The organism is Aeromicrobium fastidiosum (genome assembly GCF_017876595.1).
In the GTDB taxonomy this organism is placed as follows: Bacteria; Actinomycetota; Actinomycetes; order Propionibacteriales; family Nocardioidaceae; genus Aeromicrobium; species Aeromicrobium fastidiosum.
The window spans coordinates 1,379,838-1,403,320 of the sequence record NZ_JAGIOG010000001.1; the positions used below are offsets into that span (position 1 = coordinate 1,379,838).

At 71.6% G+C, this 23,483-nt stretch carries 23 protein-coding genes; 13 read left to right on the plus strand and 10 right to left on the minus strand.

The window, feature by feature from the left end; all coding sequences use genetic code 11:
• Positions 1–6: 6 nt before the first annotated feature.
• Positions 7–579, plus strand: coding sequence for a TetR/AcrR family transcriptional regulator (locus JOF40_RS06815; protein WP_129181298.1), 573 nt, complete (start codon positions 7–9; stop codon positions 577–579).
• A gap of 13 nt (positions 580–592) precedes the next feature.
• Here the strand turns inward: JOF40_RS06815 and JOF40_RS06820 are convergent, their stop codons facing one another.
• The 5 genes from JOF40_RS06820 to JOF40_RS06840 are packed head-to-tail and all read right to left on the minus strand — an operon-like array spanning position 593 to position 4,424.
• Positions 593–1,087: a glutathione peroxidase gene (locus JOF40_RS06820; RefSeq protein ID WP_129181299.1), complete on the minus strand. Its 495-nt coding sequence runs from the start codon at positions 1,085–1,087 to the stop codon at positions 593–595.
• Between the two features lie 9 nt (positions 1,088–1,096).
• Positions 1,097–2,284, minus strand: coding sequence for an MFS transporter (locus JOF40_RS06825; RefSeq protein ID WP_188111709.1), 1,188 nt, complete (start codon positions 2,282–2,284; stop codon positions 1,097–1,099).
• A complete protein-coding gene (locus tag JOF40_RS06830) occupies positions 2,281–3,045 on the minus strand; it encodes an SDR family NAD(P)-dependent oxidoreductase (protein ID WP_129181303.1) in 765 nt (254 codons plus the stop codon). Before JOF40_RS06830 ends, JOF40_RS06825 begins: the two co-directional genes overlap by 4 nt.
• Positions 3,042–3,383, minus strand: coding sequence for a ferredoxin family protein (locus JOF40_RS06835; RefSeq protein ID WP_129181305.1), 342 nt, complete (start codon positions 3,381–3,383; stop codon positions 3,042–3,044). Before JOF40_RS06835 ends, JOF40_RS06830 begins: the two co-directional genes overlap by 4 nt.
• A gap of 45 nt (positions 3,384–3,428) precedes the next feature.
• Complete coding sequence (locus JOF40_RS06840) at positions 3,429–4,424, minus strand: NAD(P)/FAD-dependent oxidoreductase (protein ID WP_129181306.1); 996 nt, start codon at positions 4,422–4,424, stop codon at positions 3,429–3,431.
• Between the two features lie 219 nt (positions 4,425–4,643).
• Between JOF40_RS06840 and JOF40_RS06845 the strand changes: the two genes are divergently transcribed.
• The 9 genes from JOF40_RS06845 to JOF40_RS06885 are packed head-to-tail and all read left to right on the plus strand — an operon-like array spanning position 4,644 to position 12,764.
• Positions 4,644–5,912, plus strand: coding sequence for an aromatic ring-hydroxylating oxygenase subunit alpha (locus JOF40_RS06845; protein ID WP_129181308.1), 1,269 nt, complete (start codon positions 4,644–4,646; stop codon positions 5,910–5,912).
• 42 nt (positions 5,913–5,954) lie between these two features.
• Positions 5,955–6,917: a DODA-type extradiol aromatic ring-opening family dioxygenase gene (locus tag JOF40_RS06850; RefSeq protein ID WP_129181310.1), complete on the plus strand. Its 963-nt coding sequence runs from the start codon at positions 5,955–5,957 to the stop codon at positions 6,915–6,917.
• Positions 6,914–7,810, plus strand: a complete 897-nt coding sequence (locus JOF40_RS06855) for an alpha/beta fold hydrolase (protein WP_129181312.1) — start codon at positions 6,914–6,916, stop codon at positions 7,808–7,810. The genes JOF40_RS06850 and JOF40_RS06855 overlap by 4 nt, the downstream gene beginning before the upstream one ends.
• Before the next feature lie 31 nt (positions 7,811–7,841).
• Positions 7,842–7,985, plus strand: coding sequence for a hypothetical protein (locus JOF40_RS06860; protein ID WP_188111710.1), 144 nt, complete (start codon positions 7,842–7,844; stop codon positions 7,983–7,985).
• A gap of 40 nt (positions 7,986–8,025) precedes the next feature.
• Positions 8,026–8,898, plus strand: coding sequence for an alpha/beta fold hydrolase (locus JOF40_RS06865; RefSeq protein ID WP_129181314.1), 873 nt, complete (start codon positions 8,026–8,028; stop codon positions 8,896–8,898).
• Positions 8,895–9,878, plus strand: a complete 984-nt coding sequence (locus JOF40_RS20195) for a zinc-binding dehydrogenase (RefSeq protein ID WP_209674433.1) — start codon at positions 8,895–8,897, stop codon at positions 9,876–9,878. The genes JOF40_RS06865 and JOF40_RS20195 overlap by 4 nt, the downstream gene beginning before the upstream one ends.
• Positions 9,879–9,887: 9 nt before the next feature.
• Positions 9,888–10,697, plus strand: a complete 810-nt coding sequence (locus JOF40_RS06875; RefSeq protein ID WP_129181316.1) for a hypothetical protein — start codon at positions 9,888–9,890, stop codon at positions 10,695–10,697.
• A complete protein-coding gene (locus tag JOF40_RS06880; protein WP_129181318.1) occupies positions 10,694–12,007 on the plus strand; it encodes a M20 family metallopeptidase in 1,314 nt (437 codons plus the stop codon). The genes JOF40_RS06875 and JOF40_RS06880 overlap by 4 nt, the downstream gene beginning before the upstream one ends.
• Positions 12,000–12,764, plus strand: a complete 765-nt coding sequence (locus JOF40_RS06885) for an IclR family transcriptional regulator (protein ID WP_129181320.1) — start codon at positions 12,000–12,002, stop codon at positions 12,762–12,764. The genes JOF40_RS06880 and JOF40_RS06885 overlap by 8 nt, the downstream gene beginning before the upstream one ends.
• Before the next feature lie 34 nt (positions 12,765–12,798).
• Here the strand turns inward: JOF40_RS06885 and JOF40_RS06890 are convergent, their stop codons facing one another.
• From JOF40_RS06890 to JOF40_RS06905, 4 genes are all read right to left on the minus strand, one after another.
• On the minus strand, positions 12,799–13,578 hold the full coding sequence (locus JOF40_RS06890; protein WP_129181322.1) for an enoyl-CoA hydratase/isomerase family protein: 780 nt from the start codon (positions 13,576–13,578) through the stop codon (positions 12,799–12,801).
• The gene (locus JOF40_RS06895) at positions 13,575–15,842 is read right to left on the minus strand and encodes a CaiB/BaiF CoA-transferase family protein (protein WP_129181324.1); all 2,268 of its coding nucleotides are present in this window, start codon (positions 15,840–15,842) and stop codon (positions 13,575–13,577) included. Before JOF40_RS06895 ends, JOF40_RS06890 begins: the two co-directional genes overlap by 4 nt.
• Positions 15,843–15,851: 9 nt before the next feature.
• On the minus strand, positions 15,852–17,390 hold the full coding sequence (locus JOF40_RS06900) for an AMP-binding protein (RefSeq protein WP_188111711.1): 1,539 nt from the start codon (positions 17,388–17,390) through the stop codon (positions 15,852–15,854).
• Positions 17,391–17,589: 199 nt separating this feature from the next.
• Positions 17,590–18,432, minus strand: a complete 843-nt coding sequence (locus tag JOF40_RS06905) for an IclR family transcriptional regulator (protein WP_129181328.1) — start codon at positions 18,430–18,432, stop codon at positions 17,590–17,592.
• Between the two features lie 227 nt (positions 18,433–18,659).
• Here JOF40_RS06905 and JOF40_RS06910 point away from each other — a divergent pair, with 227 nt between their 5' ends.
• The 3 genes from JOF40_RS06910 (at position 18,660) to JOF40_RS06920 (ending at position 21,753) form a co-directional block, all read left to right on the plus strand.
• Positions 18,660–20,105, plus strand: coding sequence for an aldehyde dehydrogenase family protein (locus tag JOF40_RS06910; RefSeq protein ID WP_129181330.1), 1,446 nt, complete (start codon positions 18,660–18,662; stop codon positions 20,103–20,105).
• A 115-nt stretch (positions 20,106–20,220) separates the two neighbouring features.
• Positions 20,221–20,679, plus strand: coding sequence for a hypothetical protein (locus JOF40_RS06915; RefSeq protein WP_129181332.1), 459 nt, complete (start codon positions 20,221–20,223; stop codon positions 20,677–20,679).
• A gap of 282 nt (positions 20,680–20,961) precedes the next feature.
• Entirely contained in the window at positions 20,962–21,753 is a 792-nt protein-coding gene (locus JOF40_RS06920; RefSeq protein ID WP_129181334.1) for an adenylate/guanylate cyclase domain-containing protein, read from the plus strand.
• 85 nt (positions 21,754–21,838) lie between these two features.
• Here JOF40_RS06920 and JOF40_RS06925 read toward each other — a convergent pair whose 3' ends face one another.
• Positions 21,839–23,419: an AMP-binding protein gene (locus tag JOF40_RS06925; RefSeq protein WP_129181336.1), complete on the minus strand. Its 1,581-nt coding sequence runs from the start codon at positions 23,417–23,419 to the stop codon at positions 21,839–21,841.
• Positions 23,420–23,483: the final 64 nt, after the last annotated feature.

Below are 23,483 nucleotides of genomic sequence, written 5' to 3' on the forward strand. Positions count from 1 at the left end.
GTCCACATGGACTCCATCCCCGGCATCGCTCGTGAGGACGAGAGGCTCTCCAGCAAGGACAAGCTGCTCGACGCCGCGATCCACATCGCGGGTCGAGAGGGCCTGTCGGCGGTGACCTACCGCGCGGTGGCCGCCCGAGCCGGCGTCACCCACGGTCTGGTGCGACACCACTTCGGCACGCGCGAGCAGCTGCTCAACGAGGCCTTCCGCCGAGCCGCCGAGCAGGACTCCGACGGCGTGCGGCTGAGGGCGGACTCCGTCGAGGAGTTCGCCTCGACGTACGTCGAGTACTTCAACGCCTCGTGGGAGCGGGCGGTGCTGCAGTTCGACGAGACGACGCAGGCCATCCGGGGCGCCCTTCCCATGGACAACATCCGCCTGCAGTACGAGGGCTACATCGAGAAGGTGCGCGACACGTTCAGCGCCATCGGGGTCGACGACCCGGACGGTCGGGTGGCCGCCCTGGTGTTCGCGGCCCTCGACGGACTCGCGCTGCAGCACCTGATCTTCCGCGAGGACCTGCGCACCGAGCAGGTGCTCGACGCGCTGCGCGACATCCTCACCCGCCTCGCCGACTGACTCGGGTCGAGGGTCAGGATCCGGAGGTGATCGCCTCCACCGCGGCGATCACGCGTGCGTCGTCCGGCGTGACGGCCGGGCGGAAGCGCGACACGACCTCGCCGTCGCCCGTGATGAGGAACTTCTCGAAGTTCCACTCCACGTCGCCGGCCTGGCCGTCCTCGTCGGTCGTGGCGACCAGCGCCGCGTAGACGGGGTGGCGTCCGTCGCCGTTGACGTCGACCTTCTCGGTCATCGGGAACGTCACGCCGTACGTCAGCGAGCAGAAGTCGGCGATCTCGCCGGACGTGCCCGGCTCCTGGCCGCCGAACTGGTTGCACGGCAGGCCGACGACCGTGAAGCCGCGATCGGCGTACGTCTCGTGCAGCTGCTCGAGCGCGGTGTACTGCGGGGTGAGCCCGCACTTCGAGGCGACGTTGACGAGCAGGGCCGGACGGCCGCCCGTGATCTTGCCGAGCGTCGTCTGCGTGCCGTCGAGACGGGTGATCGGTGCGTCGAGAAGCGTCATGGTCCGAGGCTAGCGACGACCCACCCGACTCGGCCCCTTCTCGTTCTGCTCACCAAGATGGCGGGCACCCACGAGGCGGCCGGCGACGACGCTCGCGGACGCGGCGACGGTCAGCGCTGCGGCTGCCACGAGCCACGCGTCGAGATAGCCGGTCCCGTCGACCACGGCCGCGAACACCAGGGGCCCGGCCACGCTGCCGCCGAACAGGCCCGCCTGCATCACGCCGGTCACCGACGCCACGCGTCCGCCCCACACCCGCGTGATCACGATGTTGAGCAGGCCGGTCCACCCCCAGCCGCAGCCGAACGCGAACGCGATGCCGACCAGGTAGCCGGCTGTCGTGCCGGTGCCGACCAGCGCGATGCCGAGGACGCCGGTGGCCTGCAGGCCGGCGATGTCGAGCAGCAGACGGCGGGGCGCGTGGTCGCCCCAGCGCCACGAGGTGAGGATGCGGCCGGTGATGCAGCACAGGCTGCCGAGCACGAGCCCGCCGGCAGCCACGGCGGGGGACAGGCCGGACGAGAGACCGCTGGCGACGCCGAACACCGCGACGGTCGTGGCCGCCGCCGAGCCCATGAAACCTCCGGCGCACAGGGCGATCAGCGTGCCGCGGTGCGGCAGGCTCGACCGGCCGGAGGCTCGGCGCGGGACGCGCTGGGAGCCCGCGGCCGGGCGGGGCACGACGATCTGCGGCAGCAGGGTCGCGACCAGCAGGATGACCATGGCCTCCCGCCAGGGCCTCACGTCGTCGAACGAGGCGAGCAGGAGTCCGGCGAGCAGCGTCGCCGCCGGCACCGCCGACTGGACGATGCCGAAGACCGCGCCCTGTCGGCGTCCGGTGGCCGCGGTGGCCAGGGTGCCGTTCGAGGCGGGCTGGATCACGGCGTTGGCCATGCCGAGCGCCACGAAGGCCAGCGCCAACGTCGCCGGGCCCCGGGCGACGGCGACGAGGGCGACACCGAGACTGGCCAGGGCCGCAGCGAGCCGCAGGGCGCGGGAGGGACCCACGCGCTGCACGACGACTCCTCCGAGGGGGCTGGCCACCGCCGCGACCAGGTAGCCGAAGGACACCGTGCCGGCCAGGGCGGGGACCGACAGCCCGAGATCGGCCGAGATGCCCGGCCCCATCGTCCCGACGACGAACGGTGGAGCGGCCACCATGGTCATCGACAGCGCGGCCGCCGCGACCGCCCTCATCGGGCCGTGAAACCTCCGTCGACGTGGACGACCGAACCGGTCGTCCACCCGGCCTCGGGAGCGAGCAGGCCGGCGACAGTGTGAGCGACGTCGTCGGGGCTGCCCCATCGTCCGACCGGGATCGAGGACGTGAACGCTGCCTCGGCTGCGCGGTCGGCCGCCGTGCCGTGCTGGTCGGCGTTCATGGGGGTGCGCACCGGGCCCGGGGCGACGCAGTTGACCGTGACGCCGTCGGCCGCCACCTCGAGCGCGATCGACCGGGTCATCGCGGCCACGGCACCCTTGGTCGCCGCGTAGCCCGAGCGTTCGGCCGCACCCACCGACCCCAGCACCGAGCCGATCGTCACGATGCGGCCGTGCTGCTGCTCGATCATCGTCGGCAGGACCGCACGGACCGCGAGCCACGTGCCCACGACATTGGTCTCGAGCGCGGCCCGCAGCTCGTCGACGGACAGGTCGGTGACGCTGCCCCGTGCGAGGCGGCCGGCGGCGGTCACGAGGCCGGAGACGGGGCCCCACCGCTCGGAGCAGAGGGCGACGGCCTGCGCCAGGACGTCGGGGTCGGTCGTGTCGCCGACCGCGACGGCCATCGTGCCGGGATCGACCCCCGACTCGACCAGCTGTGCCAGCGCGTCGTCCGCCCGCTCCCGGTCACGCCCCAGCATCACGACCGGGCGTCCGTCGGTGGCGACCCGTCGGGCCACGGCGAGACCGATGCCGCTGGTGCCGCCCGTGACGACGACCGGACGCAGTCCGGTCATGCGCTGTGGTCGGCCGTGAACTGCGTGTCGACGCCGACGGGGCCGAGCTTCTGCGATCCGCCGGGGTCGCCCAGCGCCTCGTCACGACCCGGCAGGGGCAGCTCGAAGAACGCGACCGAGTCGGCCAGGAACTCGCCGAGCTCGGGGTCCTTGCGCGCCTTGCGATCGACGAAGACGGCGCTGACGGGGCACTCGACCTCGCACGCGCCGCAGTCGATGCACTCGTTGACGTTGATGTAGCTGCGGCGGTCGCCGATGTAGATGCAGTCGACCGGGCAGACCTCGATGCAGGAGCGGTCGAGGACGTCGATGCAGTCGGATCCGATCACGTAGGCCATCAGATGTCTCCTTGTTCCTGGGGTGCGTCGGTGGAGTGGATCGGCTCAGGCGCCGTCGGTCGAGTGACCGGGGAAGAGCACGAGATCGGGGTCGAGGTCGACCGCGACGTGGTTCATGGCGGTGGCGACCTCGCCGAAGCCGACCGACATGAGCTTGACCTTGCCGTCGTAGTCGGTGACGTCGCCGGCGGCGTAGACGCGGGGCAGGTTGGTGCGGCCGGACCGGTCGACCGCGATGGACCGGCCGAGCAGCTCGACGCCCCACTCGCGCAGCGGGCCGAGATCGCTGATGAACCCGAGCGCCGCGATGACGTGGTCGCACGCGACGACGGTCTCGGTGCCGTCCTTGGCCTGCAGGGTCACCTTCTGCAGCACCTCGGCGGTGGCGTCGCCGTGCAGCGCGACGACCTCGGTGTCGGTGTGGATCGCCGTGGGACCGCTGCGCACGCGGTCGAGCGTCGCGGCGTGACCGCGGAAGGCGGCGCGACGGTGCACGAGCGTCACCGAGCGGGCGATCGTCCCGAGCGCGTCGGCCCAGTCGAGGGCCGAGTCGCCGCCGCCGACGATGACGACGTCCTGGTCGGCGTGCTTCGACGGGTCGACGACGAAGTACGACAGTCCGTTGCCGACCCACTCGTCACCGGTGCCGAGAGCGCGCGGCGTCGGCGTGCCGATGCCCGCCGTGATGACGACCGCTCCGGCCCGCAGCACCGTCCCGTCGTCGAGCGTCAGCACGGGCGCCCCGTCGACGTGCTCGAGGTTCACGGCCTGACGTCCCAGCAGGTAGGTGGGCTCGTAGGTGTCGGCCTGCTCGACGAGGTTGGCCACGAAGTCGCGACCGCGGATCGACGGCAGCGCCGCTACGTCGCGGATCTGCTTCTCGGGGTAGAGGGCCATGACCTGGCCGCCGGCCTGCGGCAGCACGTCCACCACGACGGTCGACAGGCCGCGGAAGCCCGCGTAGTAGGCGCCGTAGAGACCGGTCGGGCCGGCGCCGACGATGACGACGTCGGTCTCGATGACGGTGGACGGTGCGCTCACGACAGCTCCTCGCTCGGTGATCACAGGGGTGATCGGGTCCGACGGACTCTAGGTGGGCCGGATCACCACGACACCGATCCGGGATCGCTGAGCGGAATCCATGCCCGCCGGTGTGGTGCCTGTCCACGAAGTCCGCTGGGCGAACCACGACGGTTGTCGTGCCGGTGCTGCGGTGGTCTGCTGATGCACCGACGAACCCGAGGACCTGGAGCAGAGACGATGAGCGAGACGCTGGATTCGCAAGCCGCGCCGGCGGCCGAGCGCGCCCCCAAGAAGGCAGCCCCGACCTCCGAGCGTCCCAAGACGTCGGCCAGGCGCCGGCACGACGGGAACCTGCCGGGACGTCAGGACTGGTCGAGCTGGCCCCACTACCAGGCGGCGGCAGCGGGCTTCCGCGGCTACTGGTACCCCGTCGTCTACTCCTCCCAGGTCGGCGAGCGACCGGTCCGGGTCAAGCTGCTGGGCGAGGACATCTTCGTCATCCGTGACAAGGGCGTCGTCCGCGGCATGGCCAACCGGTGCCCGCATCGCGGCGTCCCGCTGAGCTACGGCAACAAGCAGTTCCCCGGCACGATCTCGTGCGTCTACCACGGCTGGACGTTCGACCTCGAGACCGGCGACCTCAAGGCCGCCATCACCGATGGCCCCGAGTCGCCGATCTGCGGCAAGGTCACGCAGCCGACGTACCACGTCGAGGAGCGCCTCGGCATGGTCTGGATCTTCGTGGGCGACGGCGAGGAGCCGCACCCCATCGACGAGCAGCTGCCCGAGGAGCTCGTGACCAACGCGGCCGTCATCGGCTCGCGCATCATGCCGCGCGAGGGCAACTGGCGCTTCGCGTGCGAGAACGGCTACGACGAGGGTCACGCCAAGTACCTCCACCGCACCGCGCTGTGGCGCCTGTTCAAGGCCATGCCCGTCTGGAACACGACCAAGATCGTCAAGCGCGGCCGCTGGATCTACCGCGTGCAGCAGGAGCAGTACTGGGACGCCGACTTCCCCGGGCTGGGCAAGTGGACCGGTCAGGCCTGGTACAAGTCCAAGCCCCCGAAGACCACGACCAACATCGGCAACACCGGCTCGCACCGCGAGGTCAACCCCGTCATCGCCGAGCAGGACTTCCCGGGCTTCGCCTCGGTGTCGATGCCCGGCGTGCTGCGCATCGCGTACCCGACGTTCATCCACTACGAGTTCTACGTGCCGGTGGACGCCGACAACCACCTGTACGTGGGCGTCATGGCCGACTTCAAGAAGGGGCTCAAGACGATTCCCTTCTACTTCAAGTACCTCGGCGCCGTCCGCTGGCTGTTCCACGGCCAGTTCTCGGGCCAGGACAAGTGGATGGTCGAGGTCACCGACGCCCCGCCGGAGAAGCTCTACCGTCCCGACGACTCGTTGCTGCAGTGGCGCAAGCTCGCCGAGGACACCACCGAGGACCGGGTCGACGCGCTGGCCGAGCAGGGCATCGACGTGCCCGAGCCCGCCTGACCACCCCCACCTCACCGAGCAGCGACGTAGGCAAGGAGCACCATGGCATCGATCGTGCTGGGAGTGGCGGCATCGCACTCCACCCTCATGAACACCCACTGGGACAAGGTCGTCAACACCGACCGCGCCGAGGCGTTCCGTGACGGCCTGGCCGCCGCGCGCGACCGCATCGCCGCGGCGGCACCCGATGTCGTGGTGCTGGTGGGCTCGAACCACTTCCGCGGGTTCTGGCTCGACATGATCCCGTCGTTCACGATGGGCGTCGGCGAGGTCATCGCCGCCGGTGACGGCGGCACCCCCAAGGGGCCGCAGAAGACCGATCCGGAGTTCGCGCAGGCCCTGGCCCAGCAGCTCGTCGACCGGGGCACCGAGGTCGCGATCTCGGCCCGTCTGCAGATCGACCACGGCCAGGCCCACGCGATCCAGTACCTGCTCGACGGCATCGACGTGCCGGTCGTGCCGCTGGTCGTCAACGTGTTCGCCGCCCCCCTGCCGACGATGCCACGCGTCGCTGAGCTGGGTGCCAACATCACCCGTGCGGTCGCCGAGATCGGCGGCGACAAGCGCGTCGTCGTCATCGCGTCGGGCGGGCTCTCGCACCAGCTGCCGTGGCCCAGCGACTGGACCGCCCCCGAGGGCGACGACGAGGAGTTCCTGGTCGACGCCTGGCTCAACGGGCGCGGCGAGTGGGAGCGCTACAACGACCGGCGTCGCGAGATCATCGTGTCGGCCCAGCCCACGATCTTCCCCGACTTCGACGAGACGTGGCTCGCGGACCTCGAGAAGGGCGACATGCGGCAGTACGCCGAGCTGACCTCCGAGCAGATCGCCGAGGTCGCCGGCAACGGCGGCCAGGAGCTGCGCACGTGGATGGTCATGATCGCGGCCCTCGGCTTCGCGCCGGGCAAGGCGTTGGCCTACTCCGAGATGCCCGAGTGGCTCACCGGCATGGGAGTCGCCGTGATCGAGCCCTCCGAGACCACGACCCAGGACGGAGACCGATGACGATCGACACGACCTCGCCGGCGCTCACCTCGCCCGCGGCGGGACCGGCACCCGAGAGCAGGTTCGCGACCGCTGACGGCGTCACCTACCACTACTACGAGCTCGGTTCCGGCCCCGACACGATCTTCCTGCACGGTGGTGGCCCCGGCTGCACGGCGTGGAGCGACTTCGGACCCGTCGCGCCGTACTTCACCGAGGACCGGCACTGCGTGCTGGTCGACATCCTGCAGTACGGCCAGTCCGAGAAGTGCCTCATCACGGGGCCCATGTGGGACTTCCACGCTGCCAAGACCATCGCCCTGATGGACGAGCTCGGCATCGAGAAGGCCGACTTCATCTGCAACTCGTGGGGCGGCACGATCGCGCTCAACCTCGCGGCTCTCCACCCCGACCGCGTGCGGTCGCTCGTGGTGACGGGGAGCATGCCGGTGTTCTACGGCCCCCTGGCCCCGCTGCCCGAGCGCGGCCACCGCGGTCGCAAGGCCCGCGACGTCTACTACGGCGGCGAGGGCCCGACCCGCGACAAGATGCGCACGCTCATCACGTCGCTCGAGTGGTTCGACGCCGACCGCCTGCCCGAGGAGACCCTCGACATGCGGTACGAGCAGAGCCTCGACGAGGGCGAGCGCGGACTCGCGGCCATGTCGGACTCGCCGCGCGGCGACTGGCAGGACCTGACGGAGCGCCTCGGCCAGATCGAGGCACCGACGCTGTTCATGTGGGGTCGCGAGGACGCCTTCCTGACGCCCGACTACCCGATGATGCTGGCGCGCATGGTGCAGCGGGGCAACCTGCACGTCATGGACCACGTGTCCCACCACCTGCAGGAGGAGCGCCCCGGTGCCTTCCACGCCGTCGTCGACGGCTTCCTGCGGGCCATCGACCACCGCTGACGCATCCCAGCCCACCTACGAAGAGGCACCCATGAAGCTCATCACCATCGCGCTCGCCGCGGTCGCCGTCGTCGCTGGCGGCCGAGTCGTCAGTCACCGGCTGGCGACGCACCAGCGCATCATCCCCAATCCGCTGGCCCGCGTGAACACGCAGGTCCACCGCATCAACCAGTGACCACCCGCGGCATCGCGCCGCGGACGAGGAGAGACCTGACATGACCCAAGAACTGACCCGCACCATCTGGACCGAGCTCGCCGGTCTCGACTTCTCGCTGTCGACCGTCGACGCCGGCGGCGTGCCGACCCGTTCGCTGCAGGCCGGGCACGGCGACGAGACGATCGTCTTCCTGCACGGCACGAGCGGCCACCTCGAGGCGTTCATGCGCAACATCAAGCCGCACGCCGAGCGCTACACGGTGCACGCGATCGACATGCTCGGCCACGGCTACACGGGCAAGCCCGACTACCCGTACGAGATCCCGCGCTACCGCGACCACCTGCTGGCGTACCTCGACGCCGTCGGCATCGAGAAGGCGCACATCGGTGGCGAGTCGCTCGGCGGCTGGGTCGGCGGACGCACCGCGATCGACAACCCTGAGCGCGTCATCTCGCTGCAGCTGCTCGCGGCCGGCGGCACCGTCGCCGTCCCCGAGGTCATGGAGCGCATCCGCACCAGCACGCGCCGGGCGGTCGAGTCGAATGACGTCGAGCTGACCCGCAAGCGCATGCACCTGCTGATGCACGACCCGGCCAACGCGACCGAGGAGCTCGTCGCGATCCGTCACGCGATCTACCAGCAGCCTGACTTCGTCGCGAACATCGACAACCTGCTGTCGCTGCAGGACATGGACACGCGCCTGCGCAACATCCTGACGCCCGACCAGCTGGCGCAGATCACGGTGCCGACGCTCGTCGTGTGGGGACGCAACAACCCGTTCGGCGACGTCCCCGAGGCCCAGGCGATGCACGACAACATCGCGGGCTCCGAGCTGGTGCTGTTCGACGACTGCGGCCACTGGCCCCAGCACGAGCAGTTCGAGAAGTACAACGAGCTCAGCCTGGCATTCCTCGAGAAGCACCCGGCGTGAGCGACACGATGCGCGCCGCCCGCATCCACGGGTGGGGCGAGGCGCCCGTCGTCGAGAGCGTCCCCGTGCCCGTCGCCGGTGAGGGCGAGGCCCTCGTGCGGGTCGAGGTCGCGGCGGTGTCGCACCTCGACGTGACCGTCGCGGGTGGCGACTTCGGCATCAAGCCGAACCTGCCGTACGTCGGCGGGGTCGAGGGCTGCGGCGTCGTCGTGACGTCCGAGAGCTTCGCACCCGGCACGCGGGTCATCCTGCGCGGCGGCGGCATCGGGCTCATGCGCGACGGCACGTGGGCCGAGCTCGTCGTGACGAAGGACAAGACGCTCACCGAGCTGCCCGAGGGCCTGGAGCCCGCGGTCGGCGCGACGTTCTTCCAGCCGACCACGACGGCCCACACGGCACTCCACGGCGTGGGACGCCTCGGTACCTGGCTGGCCGACGTCCCGGTGGCCGACGAGCACGTCGTCGTCGCGGGAGCAGCGGGCGCGGTCGGCTCCATGGTCACGCAGCTCGCACTGCTCAGCGGAGCGAAGGTCACGGCGCTCGTGGCCGACGAGTCGCAGGTCGAGCGCGTCGCTGCTGGCGCGACGGTCGTCGTGTCCGGCGACGACGGTGCCGTGGTCGCGCTGGCGACCGATCGTCCTGCGACGCTGCTGGTCGACACACTGGGAGGCTCCGACCTGCCGGCGCGCGCACGCTGGGTCCGCCCCGGCGGTCGTGCCGTGTCGATCGGCTACGTCGCCGGCGACGACGTGCGCCTCGGCCTGTCCAACTGGCTGCTCGACGACGTCGCGCTGCTGCCGGTCAACATGATCCGGCGTGAGCGCGAGGCCCGGGCACTGCTGCCCGAGCTGGCGGCGATGCTCGTGTGCGGCGACCTGACCCTCGACCACGAGACCTTCGGCATGGACGACCTCGGCCGGGCTCTCGAGCTCCTGCGCACGGGCCGTGTGCGGGGTCGCGCCGTCGTCCGTCCGTCATAGGCAGCGGTCGTGGACTCCGGGTCGGACGCGGCGCGTGAGCTGGCGGTGCAGCACGCAGCCGAGAGGCTCCGGCACGCCGACTCGGTCCACCGACCGTGCGAGCCCGTCAGCGACCTGATCGGCGACGACCTGGCTGCGGCGTATGCCGTGCAGCGGCTCGTCACCGAGCTGCAGGTCATCGGCGGTGCCCACGTGTGGGGCCGCAAGATGCTCGACCTCACCGAGTCGCACGACGGCCCCGCGGCGGCCGCCGGCACCCTCGTCGACGCGATGCTCGTCCGCGACGACGAGCTCGTGACGGGCCGTGACCTCGTGCAGCCGCGCGTCGCCACACGCCTGACCGTGCGACTCGTGCGGGACCTCGGTGCCGGTGCCGGAGCCCAGGCGGTGCGTGAGGCGATCGGTGCCGTCGGCGCCGCGCTCGAGATCGCCGACCTGAGGGTCGTCGCCGACCGGGCCACGGCGATGGACGTCGTCGCCGACAACGCCGGTGCCGGGCTCGTGGTGCTCGGACCCGAGCGGTCGCCGCGGGACACGCCGGGTCCGTGGCGGGCTCGGTTGCTGCTCGACGGTCACCCTCTGATGCCGTCGTTCGAGACCGGCTGGGACAGGACGGTCGAACGCCTCGCCGCGCTCGCATCGGCCGTCGCGCAGCACGGCAGTCCCCTGCGGGCCGGCGAGGTCGTGCTGCTCGACGCGTTCGGCACGGCGACGCCGCTGGCCGGTGACGGCCGGTACGCTGCGGAGGTCGACGGCGACGTCATCGCCTCGATCAGGTTGGGTGCCCCCCGCCCGACCGCGTCCGAGGAGGCGTCGTGAGCCGTGTGACGCCCCCCGACCCGGAGCACTCGGTCACCACGGTGCTCGAGCACGTCACGCGCGAGCTGCTGCTCGAGTCGGTGTGCGGCATGGTCGACATCGCGAGCCCGACCGGCGGTGAGCGTCCCCTCGCCACCTGGATCGCCGACACGCTCGCCGCGAACGGTGTGGACGCGGCCGTCCAGCCGGTCGACGCCTTCCAGGCCAGCGCGGCCGCGACGGTGCCGGGCGGCGACGGGCCCTCGCTGATGCTCTACGCCCCGATCGACACGTTCACGACGGGTGACGAGTCGCTCGACGTCCCCGCTGCGTCGGTGGCGTGGCGAGACGACCTGGCTGCGCACGCAGTCGTCGACGGCGACGTCGTCGAGGGCTTGGGTGCCGGCAATCCCAAGGGGCACGCCGCCGTCGTCATGGCGGTGCTGCAGGCCTTCCGTGCGTCCGGGATCGTTCCGCCCGGCGACGTCATCGGGGCCTTCGGCGCGGGCGGCATGCCGTCGTTCGCGGTGCCGGGCGTCGGCGACCCCGAGCGCGTCAACACCGGTCACGGCGTCGGTGCGGCGCTGCTGCTGGAGCGGGGATTCACGACCGACTACGCCGTCATCGCCAAGCCCGGCTGGCACGTGCTGCACGAGGAGGTCGGACTGGTCTGGATCGACGTCCTGGTGCCCGGCCTCCACACCTACGCCGGCAGCCGCCACCGCCTGCCCTACAGCAATGCCGTCGCGACGGCCGGACGAGTGGCGATCGCACTGGAGGAGTGGCTCGAGGGCTACGCCACACGGCACGAGCACGAGACGATGCAGCCCCACGGCATCGTGTCGTCCGTGCATGGCGGCTTCGACCGCCTTGCCGCGTCGACTCCCGCCCAGGTCAGGCTGCGGCTCGACCTGCGCCTCACGACCCGGCAGACGCCGTCGGGCGTGGTCCGCGAGGTGCGCGACGAGGTGCGACGACTGTCCGAGCAGCTGGGTGTCGAGCTGCAGGTGCGCCAGGTCGCGGCGATCCCCGCGACGCACACCCCGCCCGACTCGCCGGTCGTCCGCGCAGCCGTAGCGGCGTTCGAGACCGTCGCGGGACACCCGCACGAGATCACGATGGGCAACAGCGGAGCGACGGACGCCAACATCCTGCGGATGCGCGGCGTGCCCACGGCCCGCACGGGCATGCCCAAGGTCGCCGCGACGCCCGACGGCCGCGAGATCGACTTCACGCGGGGCATGAACCTCGTCGACCTGAAGGCCATGCAGCAGCTCGCCGAGGTGCTCGTGCGCACCGTCATGCTCCTGCCCGGCGAGCTCGATGACTGACGACGAGGTCCGCGAGGGCGGTGCCAACAGCGTCCTCGGCAAGGCCCGACTGATCCTCGAGTCGTTCGAGCTCGACGACGACAGTCTCACGCTGACCGAGATCGTCGCTCGGACCGGCATCTCCAAGGCCACGGTCCACCGGCTCAACCAGGAGCTGCTGGAGTGGGGGATGCTCGAGCGTGTCGGTCTGGAGTACCGGCTCGGCATGCGTGCCTTCGAGCTGGGCAGTCGGGTGCCACGGTTCCGCGTGCTGCGCGACGCCGTGCGGCCGTACATGGAGAGCCTGCACCACCAGACCCGCGAGGCCGTGCACCTCGCGGTGCTCGACGGCCTCGAGGTGCTCTACCTCGAGAAGGTCGCGGGTGCTCCGCAGTCGGCCCGTCCGTCGCGCATCGCGGGCCGTCTGCCGCTGCACTCCACCGCGAGCGGCAAGGTGCTGATGGCCTTCGGCCAGGCGGCACTCGTCGAGGAGGTCCTGGGCACCGCGCCGCTGCAGCGCGTGACGCCGACGACGATCGTGATGCCCGGGGTGCTGCTCGACCAGCTGCGACGGGTTCGCGCCGACGGCCATGCGACCGAGATCGAGGAGACCACGGCGGGCTACTGCTCGGTCGCGGTGCCGATCTTCGGAGCGAGCGGCATGCTGCTGGCGTCGTTGTCGCTGACGACGCCGGTCGTCCGCGCCGACGTGTCGCGCCACGCAGCTGTGCTGCGCTCGGTGAGCCAGAAGGTCGCCTCGGGACACGCCATCAACTGACGGTCCCGGACGTCGAGAGAGCCGGGATGAGGGCTCAGCGTCCCTCGAACTCCGCCCGGCGCTTGTCGAGGAAGGCCTGGATGCCCTCGGCGGCGTCGGCGAGCTCGAGGTTGCGCATGACGTGTGCCTCCTCGACGGCCATCGCCTCGTCGATCGGCAGTCCCCAGCCCTCGTCGATGACGGCCTTGACCAGGCCGATCGTGGCCGTCGGGCGGGACGCGAGACGGTGCGCCTCGCGGGTCACGACGTCGTCGAAGTCGTCACCGGCGACGAGGTCGACGAGCCCCTCGGCGAGGGCCTCGTCCGCCGTGAGCCGGGTGGCGTCCATGATGAGCCGCTTGGCGCGGTGCGGTCCGATGAGCCGGGGGAGGCGCTGGGAGCCGCCGGCCCCCGGGAAGATGCCGAGGTCGGTCTCGGGAAAGCCGAACGTGGCCCGAGCGTGCAGGATGCGCAGGTCGCAGGCGAGCGCGAGCTCCGCGCCGCCGCCCAGCGCGTGCCCGTTGAGAGCCGCGACGACGGGCTTCGGAGAACGCTCGAGCAGACGCTGCACGTCGACCCAGCGACGCATCGCCCGGTAGGTGCCCGGGTCGAGGCGGCGCATGACCGTGAGGTTGGCACCGCCGACGAAGATGCTGTCCTTGCCGCGCACCACGACGCAGCGCACCGCGGGGTCGTCCAGCACGCTCGGCAGGTGCTCGAGCATCGACTCGATCAGCTCGGGGTCGACGATGTTGACGCGGCCGTGGTCGATCACGACGGTCGCGACGGGACCGTCGTGATCGATCCGGAAGCCGGTGGGCGAGGACGTCGTCATGAGAGTGCTCCCAGGTCGTGCAGATCGGTGAGCTCGGCCGGTGTCAGCCCGAGCAGCTCGGTGAGGATGGCGTCGGTGTGCTGGCCGAGCAGGGGTGCCGGCTCCCACAGCCCGCCGGGCGTTGCCGAGAGCCGCGCCACCAGGCCCTCGTGCACCACGGAGCCGGCGAGCGGGTGCTCCAGCAGCTGGTAGAAGCCACGAGCGGCCAGCTGGGGGTCGTGCTCGACGAGGTCGCGGCCGTCGCGCACGGGGTGGGCGGGCACGCCGAACGACTGGAGTCGCTCGGCCAGCGCATCGGCGTCGTCGCCGGCCGCGTGCCGCTCGAGGTCGTCGAGGGGGTCGGCCTCCTCCGCGGCCACGCCGAGCTCGTCCAGTGCCGCCCGCAGGACGTCGGGATGCGCGGCCCCGACCGCGAGCCACCGGTCGTCGCCGGCCGTGCGCACGATCCTGGGTGCCGCGGACGACGGTGCCTCAACGGGCAGCTGGCTCTGCAGCAGCGCCGACCCGAGGTGCGATGCCATGGCCTCGAGCTGTGACAGGTCGACGTGACCGCCCTCTCCGCGGTGGAGCAGGTCGAGGGTCGCGACCACGGCCGAGTTGGCGGCCACCATGTCGCCGAGCCCGAACGTCAGCCCCTGCGGTGCACGATCGTCGCGTCCCGTCTCGGCGGTGAGGCCCGACATCGCGGCCAGCGTGTCGGCGAACGTCACGGCGTCGCGCCACGGGCCGTCCTGCCCCGTGCCCGCCATCGACACGAGGACGACGTCGGGGTTGAGCTCGCGCAGCCTCGGATAGTCGAGTCCCCACGTGGACAGCACGCCGGGACTGAAGTTCTCGACCACGACGTCGACGTGCGGAACGAGTCGGCGCAGCAGGTCCTGCCCCTCGTCGGTACGGAGGTTGAGGGCCAGGCTGCGCTTGTTGCGGTTGAAGTTGAGGAAGTAGCCGCCGTCCTCGAAGCCGGCCTCGGGGCGCAGCCGCATGCCGGGGGAGAAGCGGGTCGGGTCCTTGCGGTGGAACGACTCGACCTTGACGATCTCGGCACCGTGCTCGGCGAGGGTCTTGGTGACGTACGGGCCGGCGAGCACCCAGGTCAGGTCGAGCACGCGGACGCCGTCGAGCGAGGCGCCGAGCTCGACCGAGGGACGCCGTCGGGTCGGTGCGACGGGGCTCGGGGTCGTCCCGGTCCAGACGTCGTCCACGGCGGCAGGCCGAGGCGGTGAGAGCCGCAGCGGTCGGGGTGCGGACGAGGGCTCCCAGCCGAGTCCCACGTCGCGCAGACCCTCAGGCCCTTCGATGTCGACGAAGAACTGCCGTGCCACGAGCTGAGGGTTGGCGAGCAGGGCGGCGCCCGACGCCACCTCGGCCCACGGCAGGGCGCGGCGCCGAGCCTCCTCGGCGAACGGGGCGGCAGGCCTGCGGGCCACGAAGCGCGCCACCACCTCGTCGACGTGGGGACGTCCGGCCCACCGGACGTCGACGTCCTGCCACGTCTCGTCGGCGAGGTCCTCGGCCTCTCCCTCCTCGACCATCCACGCCAGCAGGTCGTTCCACATGCGGGGGCTGCCGGAGTATCCGCCGGCGAGGTAGCCGTCGGCGGCGCGGAACACGCGGTGCGCGACGTGGCCGTACACGCCCGACGAGCGTCCGGGAACGGATCGTCCGTGGATCCAGGCGATGGCTCCGGTCTCGAGGGTCGCGGCGACGGCCTCCTGGGCCGACACGTCGACGAGCTGTCCGGCACCGGTGCGATCACGAGCGTTGAGAGCCAGCAGTGCGCCGATGGCCCCGTGCGTGCCGGCGAGCTGGACACCCTGCTCGCGTGGAGGCGGCTCGGGCGCCCGGCCGGGATCGCCACCGAGCCAGGCCATGCCGCCCGCTGCCGTGAGCACGGTGTCGTCCGCGAGCCACTCGCGGCGCGGACCGGTCAGCCCGAACGGCGTGATGACGACGTGTGCGACGTGCTCCCACGCCGCCGGGTCTGCCTCGCGCAGCGCGAGGGTGCGCAGGTCGCGGCGGGCACCCGACTCGAGGACGACGTCGGCGCGGGCGAGGAGCGACGAGACGACTGCGTCGAGGTGTTCGGTGTCGCTCGCGACCACGCAGCGCTTGCCGGCGTGCCAGTGCAGGGCCTCGGCCCCGTCGGTCCGCTCGCCGTCGATCGTCACTCGCACGACGTCCGAGCCGAGCCCGGCGAGCAGTCGGGCGGCCTGGTGGCCGAGCGGGTCGGTGAGGTCGAGGACGCGCAGTGGTGGGGTCGTCACAGGGGTCTCCTAGGGGGTCGGGGCATCGGCGTCCCACGCCGACGGCGGAAGGCCGCGGTCGCGCAGCGTCCGGTGGACGATCTTGTGGCTGCCCGTGCGGGGCAGGGAGGTCTCGACGCTCACGAAGCGCGGGACCGAGTGGCGGGGAAGGCGGGTGGCGCAGTGCCGGCGCAGCTCGGCAGGGTCGAGATCGACACCCGGCCGGGTCACGACGACGAGCAGCACCTCGTCGTCGGTCAGCTCGGACGGGACGCCCACGGCGGCCGCCTCCTCGACATCGGCGTACGACAGCGCCGCCTGGGCGACGCGCTCGGCGTCGATCGTCACGCCGCGTCGGCGGATGACGTCGGCGGCGCGGCCCTCGTGGCTGATCCAGCCGTCGTCGAGCCTTCCGCGGTCGCCGGTGACGAACCAGCCGTCACGCCAGGCGGCAGCCGTGGCCGCGGCGTCGCCGACGTACTCCGTGAACGTGAGACCGGGGCGGCGGGGGCGCACGTGGACGGTGCCGATGCTGCCGTCGGGCACGGGCACGCCGTGCTCGTCGACGACGCGCACGTCGTACTCGGGCACCACGGTGCCGGCCCACCCGGGACGCGCCTCGCGGCCCGTCGTCGCGACGTCGCCGAGCTCGGTGCAGGCGTAGGCCTGGCGCAGCTCGACCCCGAACCGTTCACTCACCTGCTGGTGGAGCCAGTCGGGTGCCGGGCCGCCGTAGGCCTGGCGCACCCGGTGGGCGTGGTCGTCGGGGGAGGCCGGCTGCCGCAGCAGCATCGCGCACAGGGCCCCCATGAAGTTGAAGGCCGTGACCTGCTCGTCGGCCGCCGTCGTCCAGAAGCGTGAGGCCGAGAACGGCCCGACGACGACCCGTGCTCCGGAGAGCACGGCGGGCAGGAAGGCGGCGTGCCGGACGTTGATGTGCTGCCACGGGAACACGTTGAACAGGACGTCGTGGGAGTCGTAGTCCATCGCGCGCCGTACTCGTTCGGCCTGACCCAGCCCCGAGCTGTTCGGCAGCAGCGCGCCCTTGGGGCGGCCACCCGTGCCCGATGTCACCATGACCGCAGACGGCGCGTCGAGCTCGGCGCGGTGCCCCGGTGTCGGACGTGATGGCAGCTCCTCGAGAGACGGGATGCCGGCGCGGCGACCCTCCACGGTCGTGACGGGGTGGGTCGTGTGCTGGCCGAGGGTGGCGAGGTGCGGCTCGGCGTCGAGCCGGTCAGGTGAGGCGACGGTCGTCACGCACCGCGTCGCGTGCGCCAGTGCGCCGGCCAGGAGCGGGTCGAGCCCGTCCGGCACCGGCAGCTCGACCGCGCCCAGCCACGAGATCGCCGTGGTCAGCGCGGCCGCCTCGGGCCCTGCCGGCACGGCCGTGGCCACGGTGTCACCGGGCCCGACGAGGGCTGCGAGTCGTCCGGCCGTCGCGAGCGCCCGGTCGAGCAGCGCGCCGGCGCTGACCGCCGGCCCCCCGAAGCGGCGGATCAGCTCGCCGTCGGGGTCGCGACGCGCGCGAAGCTCGACCGCCTCGGCGAACGACCGCGGAGGCGTCACGCCGACCGGGTCGGCTTCTGCGCGAGGGCGTCGATCGCGATGTCGACCTGCGTGCGTGTGCTCATGCTGACCTCGCTGGATGGACCTCGGGATCGCCCCGTCGGATGGTGGTGGCACGTCGGCGAGCACAGCCCGTCACCCGACGCGGACCTCGCAACTCTCACAGAGCACAGGCCGCCGGCGGTCGATCCTGGTCCGGTCAGCGATACAGCGTCAGTGCTGGCCTCCGCTGACCGTCGTCGCTGCGCATCGCGAGCTTGGTGTGCTGACGCGTGATCCCCGCCGAGGCCATGCGCAGGGTGCGGACCAGAGGCTCGTCGCCCGAGTGCGAGACGGGCACGGTCAGCGACAGGGCGGCGATCACGGTGTGGCCGCTGTCGTAGATGGGGACGGCGAAGCTCTTGAAGCCGATCATCGCCTCCTCGTGCTCGGTGGCCAGCTCGTGCTCGCGGATGACGTCGAGCTCGCGACGCAGGCTCGCGTGGTCGAGCTGGCTGTGCGCCGTCAGCTGCTGCAGGCGCTCCGCCACGACGGCGTCGAGCAGGTCGCCGTGGTGCGGCGACATCGCCAGCAGCAGCTTGCCCGATGCCGTGCAGGTCAGCGGCAGCCTGCCGCCCACCTTCGACAGCGAGTGGACGCTTCTGGTGCCGCCGAGCTTCTCCAGGTAGTAGGTGCCCGTGCCCTCGAGCACGGCGAGATGGGCGGTGCCGCGCGTCATCGCGACGAGGTCGACGAGCACGGGGCGTCCCACGGTGCGCAGCAGCGACGCGGTGCCGACCCGCTGGCTGAGCGCGAACACGCTGAACCCGATGCGGTAGCCGTTGTCGACCCGCTCGAGCATCCCCAGGGCCACCAGCTCCTGCGCGAGGCGGTAGACCGACGGCTTGGGAACGCCGCTGCGCTGGCTCAGGTCGACGAGCCGGAGCGTGTCGTGCTCGTCGTCGAACGCCGACAGGATCGAGAACGCTTTGCCGAGCACGGAGTTCGGGATCGAGGTGTGCTCGCTCTCGTCGGTGCTGATGTCATGTGCCAAGACGCTCATGTGACTCCCGGTGGATGGCTCGGATGGATCATTGTGGCCCCTGTCACACGATTATCCAACTGGATAATCGTTTCGTCCAGCGAAACATCAGAATGCAACGCATCTTTTACACAGCCGTGTCGTTTCGACCGGAGTTCGGTCAGCGGACCGAGGTGAGCGTCGCGTGCTGGCCGACGTGGCACATTCGTTCCGACCGCCGGGGTCTGACGACGCACAGAGGAGACACCATGCAGAGCGCACAGCTGTTGATCGGGGACGAGTGGGTCTCGGCCTCCGACGGAGCCACCAGCGAGACGATCGACCCCGCGACCAACACCGTGATCGGCAGCTTCGCCGAGGCGACGGGGTCCGACGTCGACGCAGCCGTCGCGTCGGCGCGCGCAGGCTTCGAGTCCGATGCATGGCAGGGCATGACGCCTGACCAGCGCGGCAAGGTGCTGTGGCGCATCGCCGAGCTGCTGGAGCGCGACGCCGACGAGATCGCCGCCCTCGAGACGCTCGACCAGGGCATGCCGTCGTTCGTGAGCGGTGGCATCAGCCTGCCGCTCGCGGCGCAGGTGTTCCGCTACTACGCGGGCTTCGCCACCAAGATCGAGGGCAAGGTGTCGCCGATCTCGATCCCGGGCAACCTGACGTACCAGCGTCGCGTGCCGCTCGGCGTCTGCGCCCTCATCACCCCCTGGAACTTCCCGCTCGCGATTGCCGCGTGGAAGCTCGCGCCGGCCCTGGCGACGGGCAACGCGGTCATCCTCAAGCCTGCCGAGCAGACCCCGCTGTCGACCGTCCGTCTGGTCGAGATCTGCCGCGAGGCCGGCGTGCCCGCCGGCGTCGTCAACCTGCTGACGGGTGGCCCCGAGGTGGGCAAGGCGCTGGTCAACCACCGCGGGGTCGACAAGATCTCGTTCACGGGCTCGACCGAGGTCGGCCAGTACATCGCCCGCGCCTCGGCCGACGACTTCAAGCGCACGACGCTCGAGCTCGGCGGCAAGGCCCCCAGCATCCTGTGCGCCGACGCCGACATCGACGCAGCGGTCATGGGCAACGTGCAGGGTGCCCTCTTCAACACGGGCCAGGCATGTGGCGCCTACACCCGCTTCTTCGTGCACTCCTCGCGCGTCGACGAGTACACGACCAAGCTGGCGGCGGCCGCGGCCTCGCTGACCATCGGACCGGGTCACAAGGCCGACACCATCGTGGGGCCGCTGGTCTCGCAGGAGCACCTCGACCGCGTCGACTCGTACGTCCAGTCGGGCCGTGACCAGGGTGCCGAGCTGATCACCGGCGGCTCGCGGGTCGACGGCGACCTGGCCGACGGCTTCTTCTACCGTCCGACGGTCTTCGGCGGGGTGACGGACGACATGACGATCGCCCGTGACGAGATCTTCGGCCCCGTGCTGTCGGTCATGGCCTACGACGACATCGACGAGGTCGTCGCCCGCGCCAACGACACCGACTTCGGCCTGGTCGCCGTGCTGTGGACCAAGGACCTCGCCACGGCGCACACCCTGCCTCCGCGCCTCCGGTTCGGCACGGTCTTCGTCAACCAGCTGCCGCTCATCGACCCGGGTGCCCCGTGGGGCGGCTTCGGCATGAGCGGCTGGGGCCGCGAGCTCGGCGAGTACTCGATCGACGGCTTCACCGAGACGCAGTCGACCTTCCTCAACCTGGCCTGACGCGGCCGAGTCACCTGCCGGCGAGACCTGCGTCATCGTCTCGCCGGCAGGTGTGTCGTGGAGGGCCGGGTGGGTACGGCGTCCGGGTCATGACCCCCACGAGCCGGAGCCCCCTGTGATCCCCACCATCGTGAAGCTGCCCCTGTCGATCGCCACCCAGCTGGCCGGCGGTGCCGTCCGCGTCGGCATCGGGGTGGCGACGACCCTGCTGCACCGCGTCACCGCGAGCGATCGCGACGCCCCTGCACCCGCGAACGCTCCCGAGCCGCCGATGGCGCCTGTCGTCGACATCACCCCGCCCGCGCCCACGGTGAACGCCGAGCCGGTCACTCAGCCACCGGCACCCGAGCACTCTCCGACACCGGGGGCGACCACGACGTTCGCCGATCCGGCACCTGCCACCGCCGTGCCGTCGACGCGGGCGACGGCCAAGCGTGCGACCGCGCCGAAGGGGCCTGCCAAGAAGGCTGCGACCCCGCGCAAGGCAGCTCCGAAGAAGCCCGCCTCGACGCTCGACGAGCCGGCGGCCCCGGTCGACGACGACCCCGTCGTCTACACCACCGGCCCCGAGTAACCCCCGATCCGCGAGTGGTGCCTAACGGACGTTCTGGGACGGCGTGTCTGTCCAGGGCGCGCCACTCGAGACCCGGAACGCACCACTCGCGGAGCCAGGGCCGGCGAGACCCCTGACGCACCGAAGTCCCCGACCGGAGTGACAACGGCGGGGACTTCTGCGTGCACCGGAGGCTGCGACGACCTCCGACTCGAGATCCACCGTAGAGAGCCCGTGTGACCCGTCGGGCAACGTCCGGCCAACGCGCCGTGAACTGTTCGTCGAGGCGCTAGCGTGACGGCCATGTCCGTCCTCGAGATCGTCCTCGCCTCGCTGTGCGCGGCGCTGGCGGTCTACGCCGTCGCGCTCCGGGCGATGCTCGGACGGGCGCGGCGGCGCGTCCGCTGGCTCGAGGACCAGTCGTCCCGTCCGCGGTTGACCGTCCCCACGCCGTCCGAGGCGGTGCGCGGCGTCGTCGGCACCGCGATCAAGATGCGCGACCACGGCGTCAGAGGTGTCATCCGCAGCTCGATCGACGACCTCGCGCTCTGGGCGGACGTCGAACGCCCCGATCTCGCCCGTCTCGCGGCCGGCGACGGGACCGTCACGATCATGTTCTCCGACATCGAGGGGTCCACGGAGCTCAACCACCGCCTGGGCGACCGGGGTTGGGTGCAGCTGCTGGCCAGGCACGACCGCATCCTGACCAAGTCCATCGAGCGGCAGGGCGGTCACGTCATCAAGACGCAGGGCGACGGCTTCATGGTGGCGTTCGCCGAGGCGTCGGAGGCGGTCGCCGCCGCGTGCGACATCGAGCGCCGGCTGAGCCGGGTACGGTCCGGCAAGCTCTCCGACGTGCGCGTGCGCATCGGAGCCCACCGCGGATCGGCGGTCCACCGCGACGGCGACCTGTTCGGCCGCAATGTCGCCCTCGCCGCCCGGGTCGCGGCGCAGGCCGACGGCGGTGAGGTCCTCGTCAGCGACGCCGTGATCGACGCGCTGGGCGATGACGCGGTGCCGGTGGTCGAGGTGCGCGAGGCCGAGCTCAAGGGCGTGCCGGGCGTCCAGCGGCTGCATCTGCTCGACTGGTCCTGACGCCACGCGGGACCGATCTCTCTGCGTTCGCGCTGCTTCGGCGACGTCAACGCAGAGAGATCGGTCAACCACTCCGAGACCAGCGCTACTGCCCCCGGCGGACCTTGCCCGTCGCCGACCGCTGCAGCTCGTCGATGAGCTGGACGTCGCGCGGCACCTTGAACCGCGCGAGGTGGTCGCGCACGTGCGCGCGGACGTCGTCGGGGGTCAGGTCGGAGTCGGGCTCGGCCACGACGACGGCTCGCAGTCGCTGCCCGTACTCCTCGTCGGGGACGCCGTGCACCGTGACGTCGCGGATCGCGGGATGAGCGTGCAGGAGGTCCTCGACCTCGCCCGGGAAGACGTTCTCGCCGCCGGAGACGATCATGTCGTCGTCGCGGCCGTCGACGAACAGTCGTCCGTGGGCGTCGAGATGTCCGACGTCGCCGGTGCTGACGTGTCCGTCGACGACCTGACGGTCGCCCAGAGCCTCGGCCGGTGCGTTCATCGAGCTGCGGACGACGATCCGGCCGACCTCGCCGGTCGGCACCTCACGGCCGAGGTCGTCGACGATGCGCACCGACACCCCGCGCAGCGGACGGCCGACCGTGCCGGGAGCCGTGCGGAGGTCGGCCGGACCGGCGATCGTCGACCACCCGATCTCGGTCGAGCCGTACATGTTGAGTAACACGTCGCCGAAGGCGTCCATGAAGCGTTCGGCCAGCGCAGGCGTGAGGGGCGCGGCACCCGACGGCACGGCGTGCAACGAGGTCAGGTCGAGCTGCTCGCGCTGGTCGGCCGGCACGTCGAGCAGGCGGTGGAGCATGACCGGCACCACGAACATGACCCTCACCCGGTGCCGCTCCACCGCACGCAGCGCCGCGGCCGCGTCGGCGTGCCGCATCAGCACGACGGGGCACCCGAGCGCGATGGCGATGACGAGATACGCCAAGCCGAGCCCGTGGAACAGTGGCGGGAGCACCAGGACGGGATCGCCGCTGCGCAGGCCGATCGAGCGCAGCATCGTGCTGAGCGGCCCCACGACACCGGCTCCCTGCGAGCGCCGCGGCGATCCCTGGGGCGTGCCGGTCGTGCCCGACGTCAGGATCACGAGCCGGCCGGTGTGGCGGCGGCTCGGCGGGGCCGGGTGGCCGAAGTCGCACGCCCACGCGACCGTCCCGGAGCCGTGCCCGTCGGTCACGAGTGCGGGGATGCCGAGATCGGCCCTTGTGACGACCCGCTGCAGGTCGGAGTCGTGCACGATCAGCTCGACGCCCTCGCGTCCGACGACGTCCGCGAGCTGGTCGGCCGCGAAGTCGGTGTTGAGCAGCACCAGGTCGGCATCGACCCACAGCGTCGCGAAGGCCGCCTCGACGAACCCCGCGTGGTTGCGGCACAGCAGCCCCACGGTGCTGCCGCGGCCGATGCCCCGCGCGTGCAGCACGCCCGCCAGCTGCCGCACCCGGTCGTAGAGCTCGCGCGCCGTGACGGTGCCGTCGTCGTCGATCACGGCCGCGCGATCGGGCCAGCGGCTCGCGGTGTGCGCGAGCAGCACGGCCGGCGACGCCTGGTGCCGCACCAGGCCCTTCGCGAGACCGACGGCGGCGCGCGGCCCCACGGGCGCCACGACGCGTGACGACAGCGCCGCGTCGAGGGCACCGATGACGGTTCCGGCGAACGGGATCACCGACGGTCCCGCGCGTCACCTGTGTTGCGCGTCACATCACCCATCTTCGGACCGTACCGCCCCG

Coding starts and splice junctions, on each gene's coding strand:
- JOF40_RS06820 (WP_129181299.1), bottom strand. CDS start 1,087: ATGACGCTTCTCGACGCACCGATCACCCGTCTCGACGGCACGCAGACG.
- JOF40_RS06910 (WP_129181330.1), top strand. CDS start 18,660: ATGCAGAGCGCACAGCTGTTGATCGGGGACGAGTGGGTCTCGGCCTCC.
- JOF40_RS06850 (WP_129181310.1), top strand. CDS start 5,955: ATGGCATCGATCGTGCTGGGAGTGGCGGCATCGCACTCCACCCTCATG.
- JOF40_RS06815 (WP_129181298.1), top strand. CDS start 7: ATGGACTCCATCCCCGGCATCGCTCGTGAGGACGAGAGGCTCTCCAGC.
- JOF40_RS06845 (WP_129181308.1), top strand. CDS start 4,644: ATGAGCGAGACGCTGGATTCGCAAGCCGCGCCGGCGGCCGAGCGCGCC.
- JOF40_RS06885 (WP_129181320.1), top strand. CDS start 12,000: ATGACTGACGACGAGGTCCGCGAGGGCGGTGCCAACAGCGTCCTCGGC.
- JOF40_RS06890 (WP_129181322.1), bottom strand. CDS start 13,578: ATGACGACGTCCTCGCCCACCGGCTTCCGGATCGATCACGACGGTCCC.
- JOF40_RS06860 (WP_188111710.1), top strand. CDS start 7,842: ATGAAGCTCATCACCATCGCGCTCGCCGCGGTCGCCGTCGTCGCTGGC.
- JOF40_RS06855 (WP_129181312.1), top strand. CDS start 6,914: ATGACGATCGACACGACCTCGCCGGCGCTCACCTCGCCCGCGGCGGGA.
- JOF40_RS06905 (WP_129181328.1), bottom strand. CDS start 18,432: ATGAGCGTCTTGGCACATGACATCAGCACCGACGAGAGCGAGCACACC.
- JOF40_RS06835 (WP_129181305.1), bottom strand. CDS start 3,383: ATGGCCTACGTGATCGGATCCGACTGCATCGACGTCCTCGACCGCTCC.
- JOF40_RS06920 (WP_129181334.1), top strand. CDS start 20,962: ATGTCCGTCCTCGAGATCGTCCTCGCCTCGCTGTGCGCGGCGCTGGCG.
- JOF40_RS06865 (WP_129181314.1), top strand. CDS start 8,026: ATGACCCAAGAACTGACCCGCACCATCTGGACCGAGCTCGCCGGTCTC.
- JOF40_RS06830 (WP_129181303.1), bottom strand. CDS start 3,045: ATGACCGGACTGCGTCCGGTCGTCGTCACGGGCGGCACCAGCGGCATC.
- JOF40_RS06825 (WP_188111709.1), bottom strand. CDS start 2,284: ATGAGGGCGGTCGCGGCGGCCGCGCTGTCGATGACCATGGTGGCCGCT.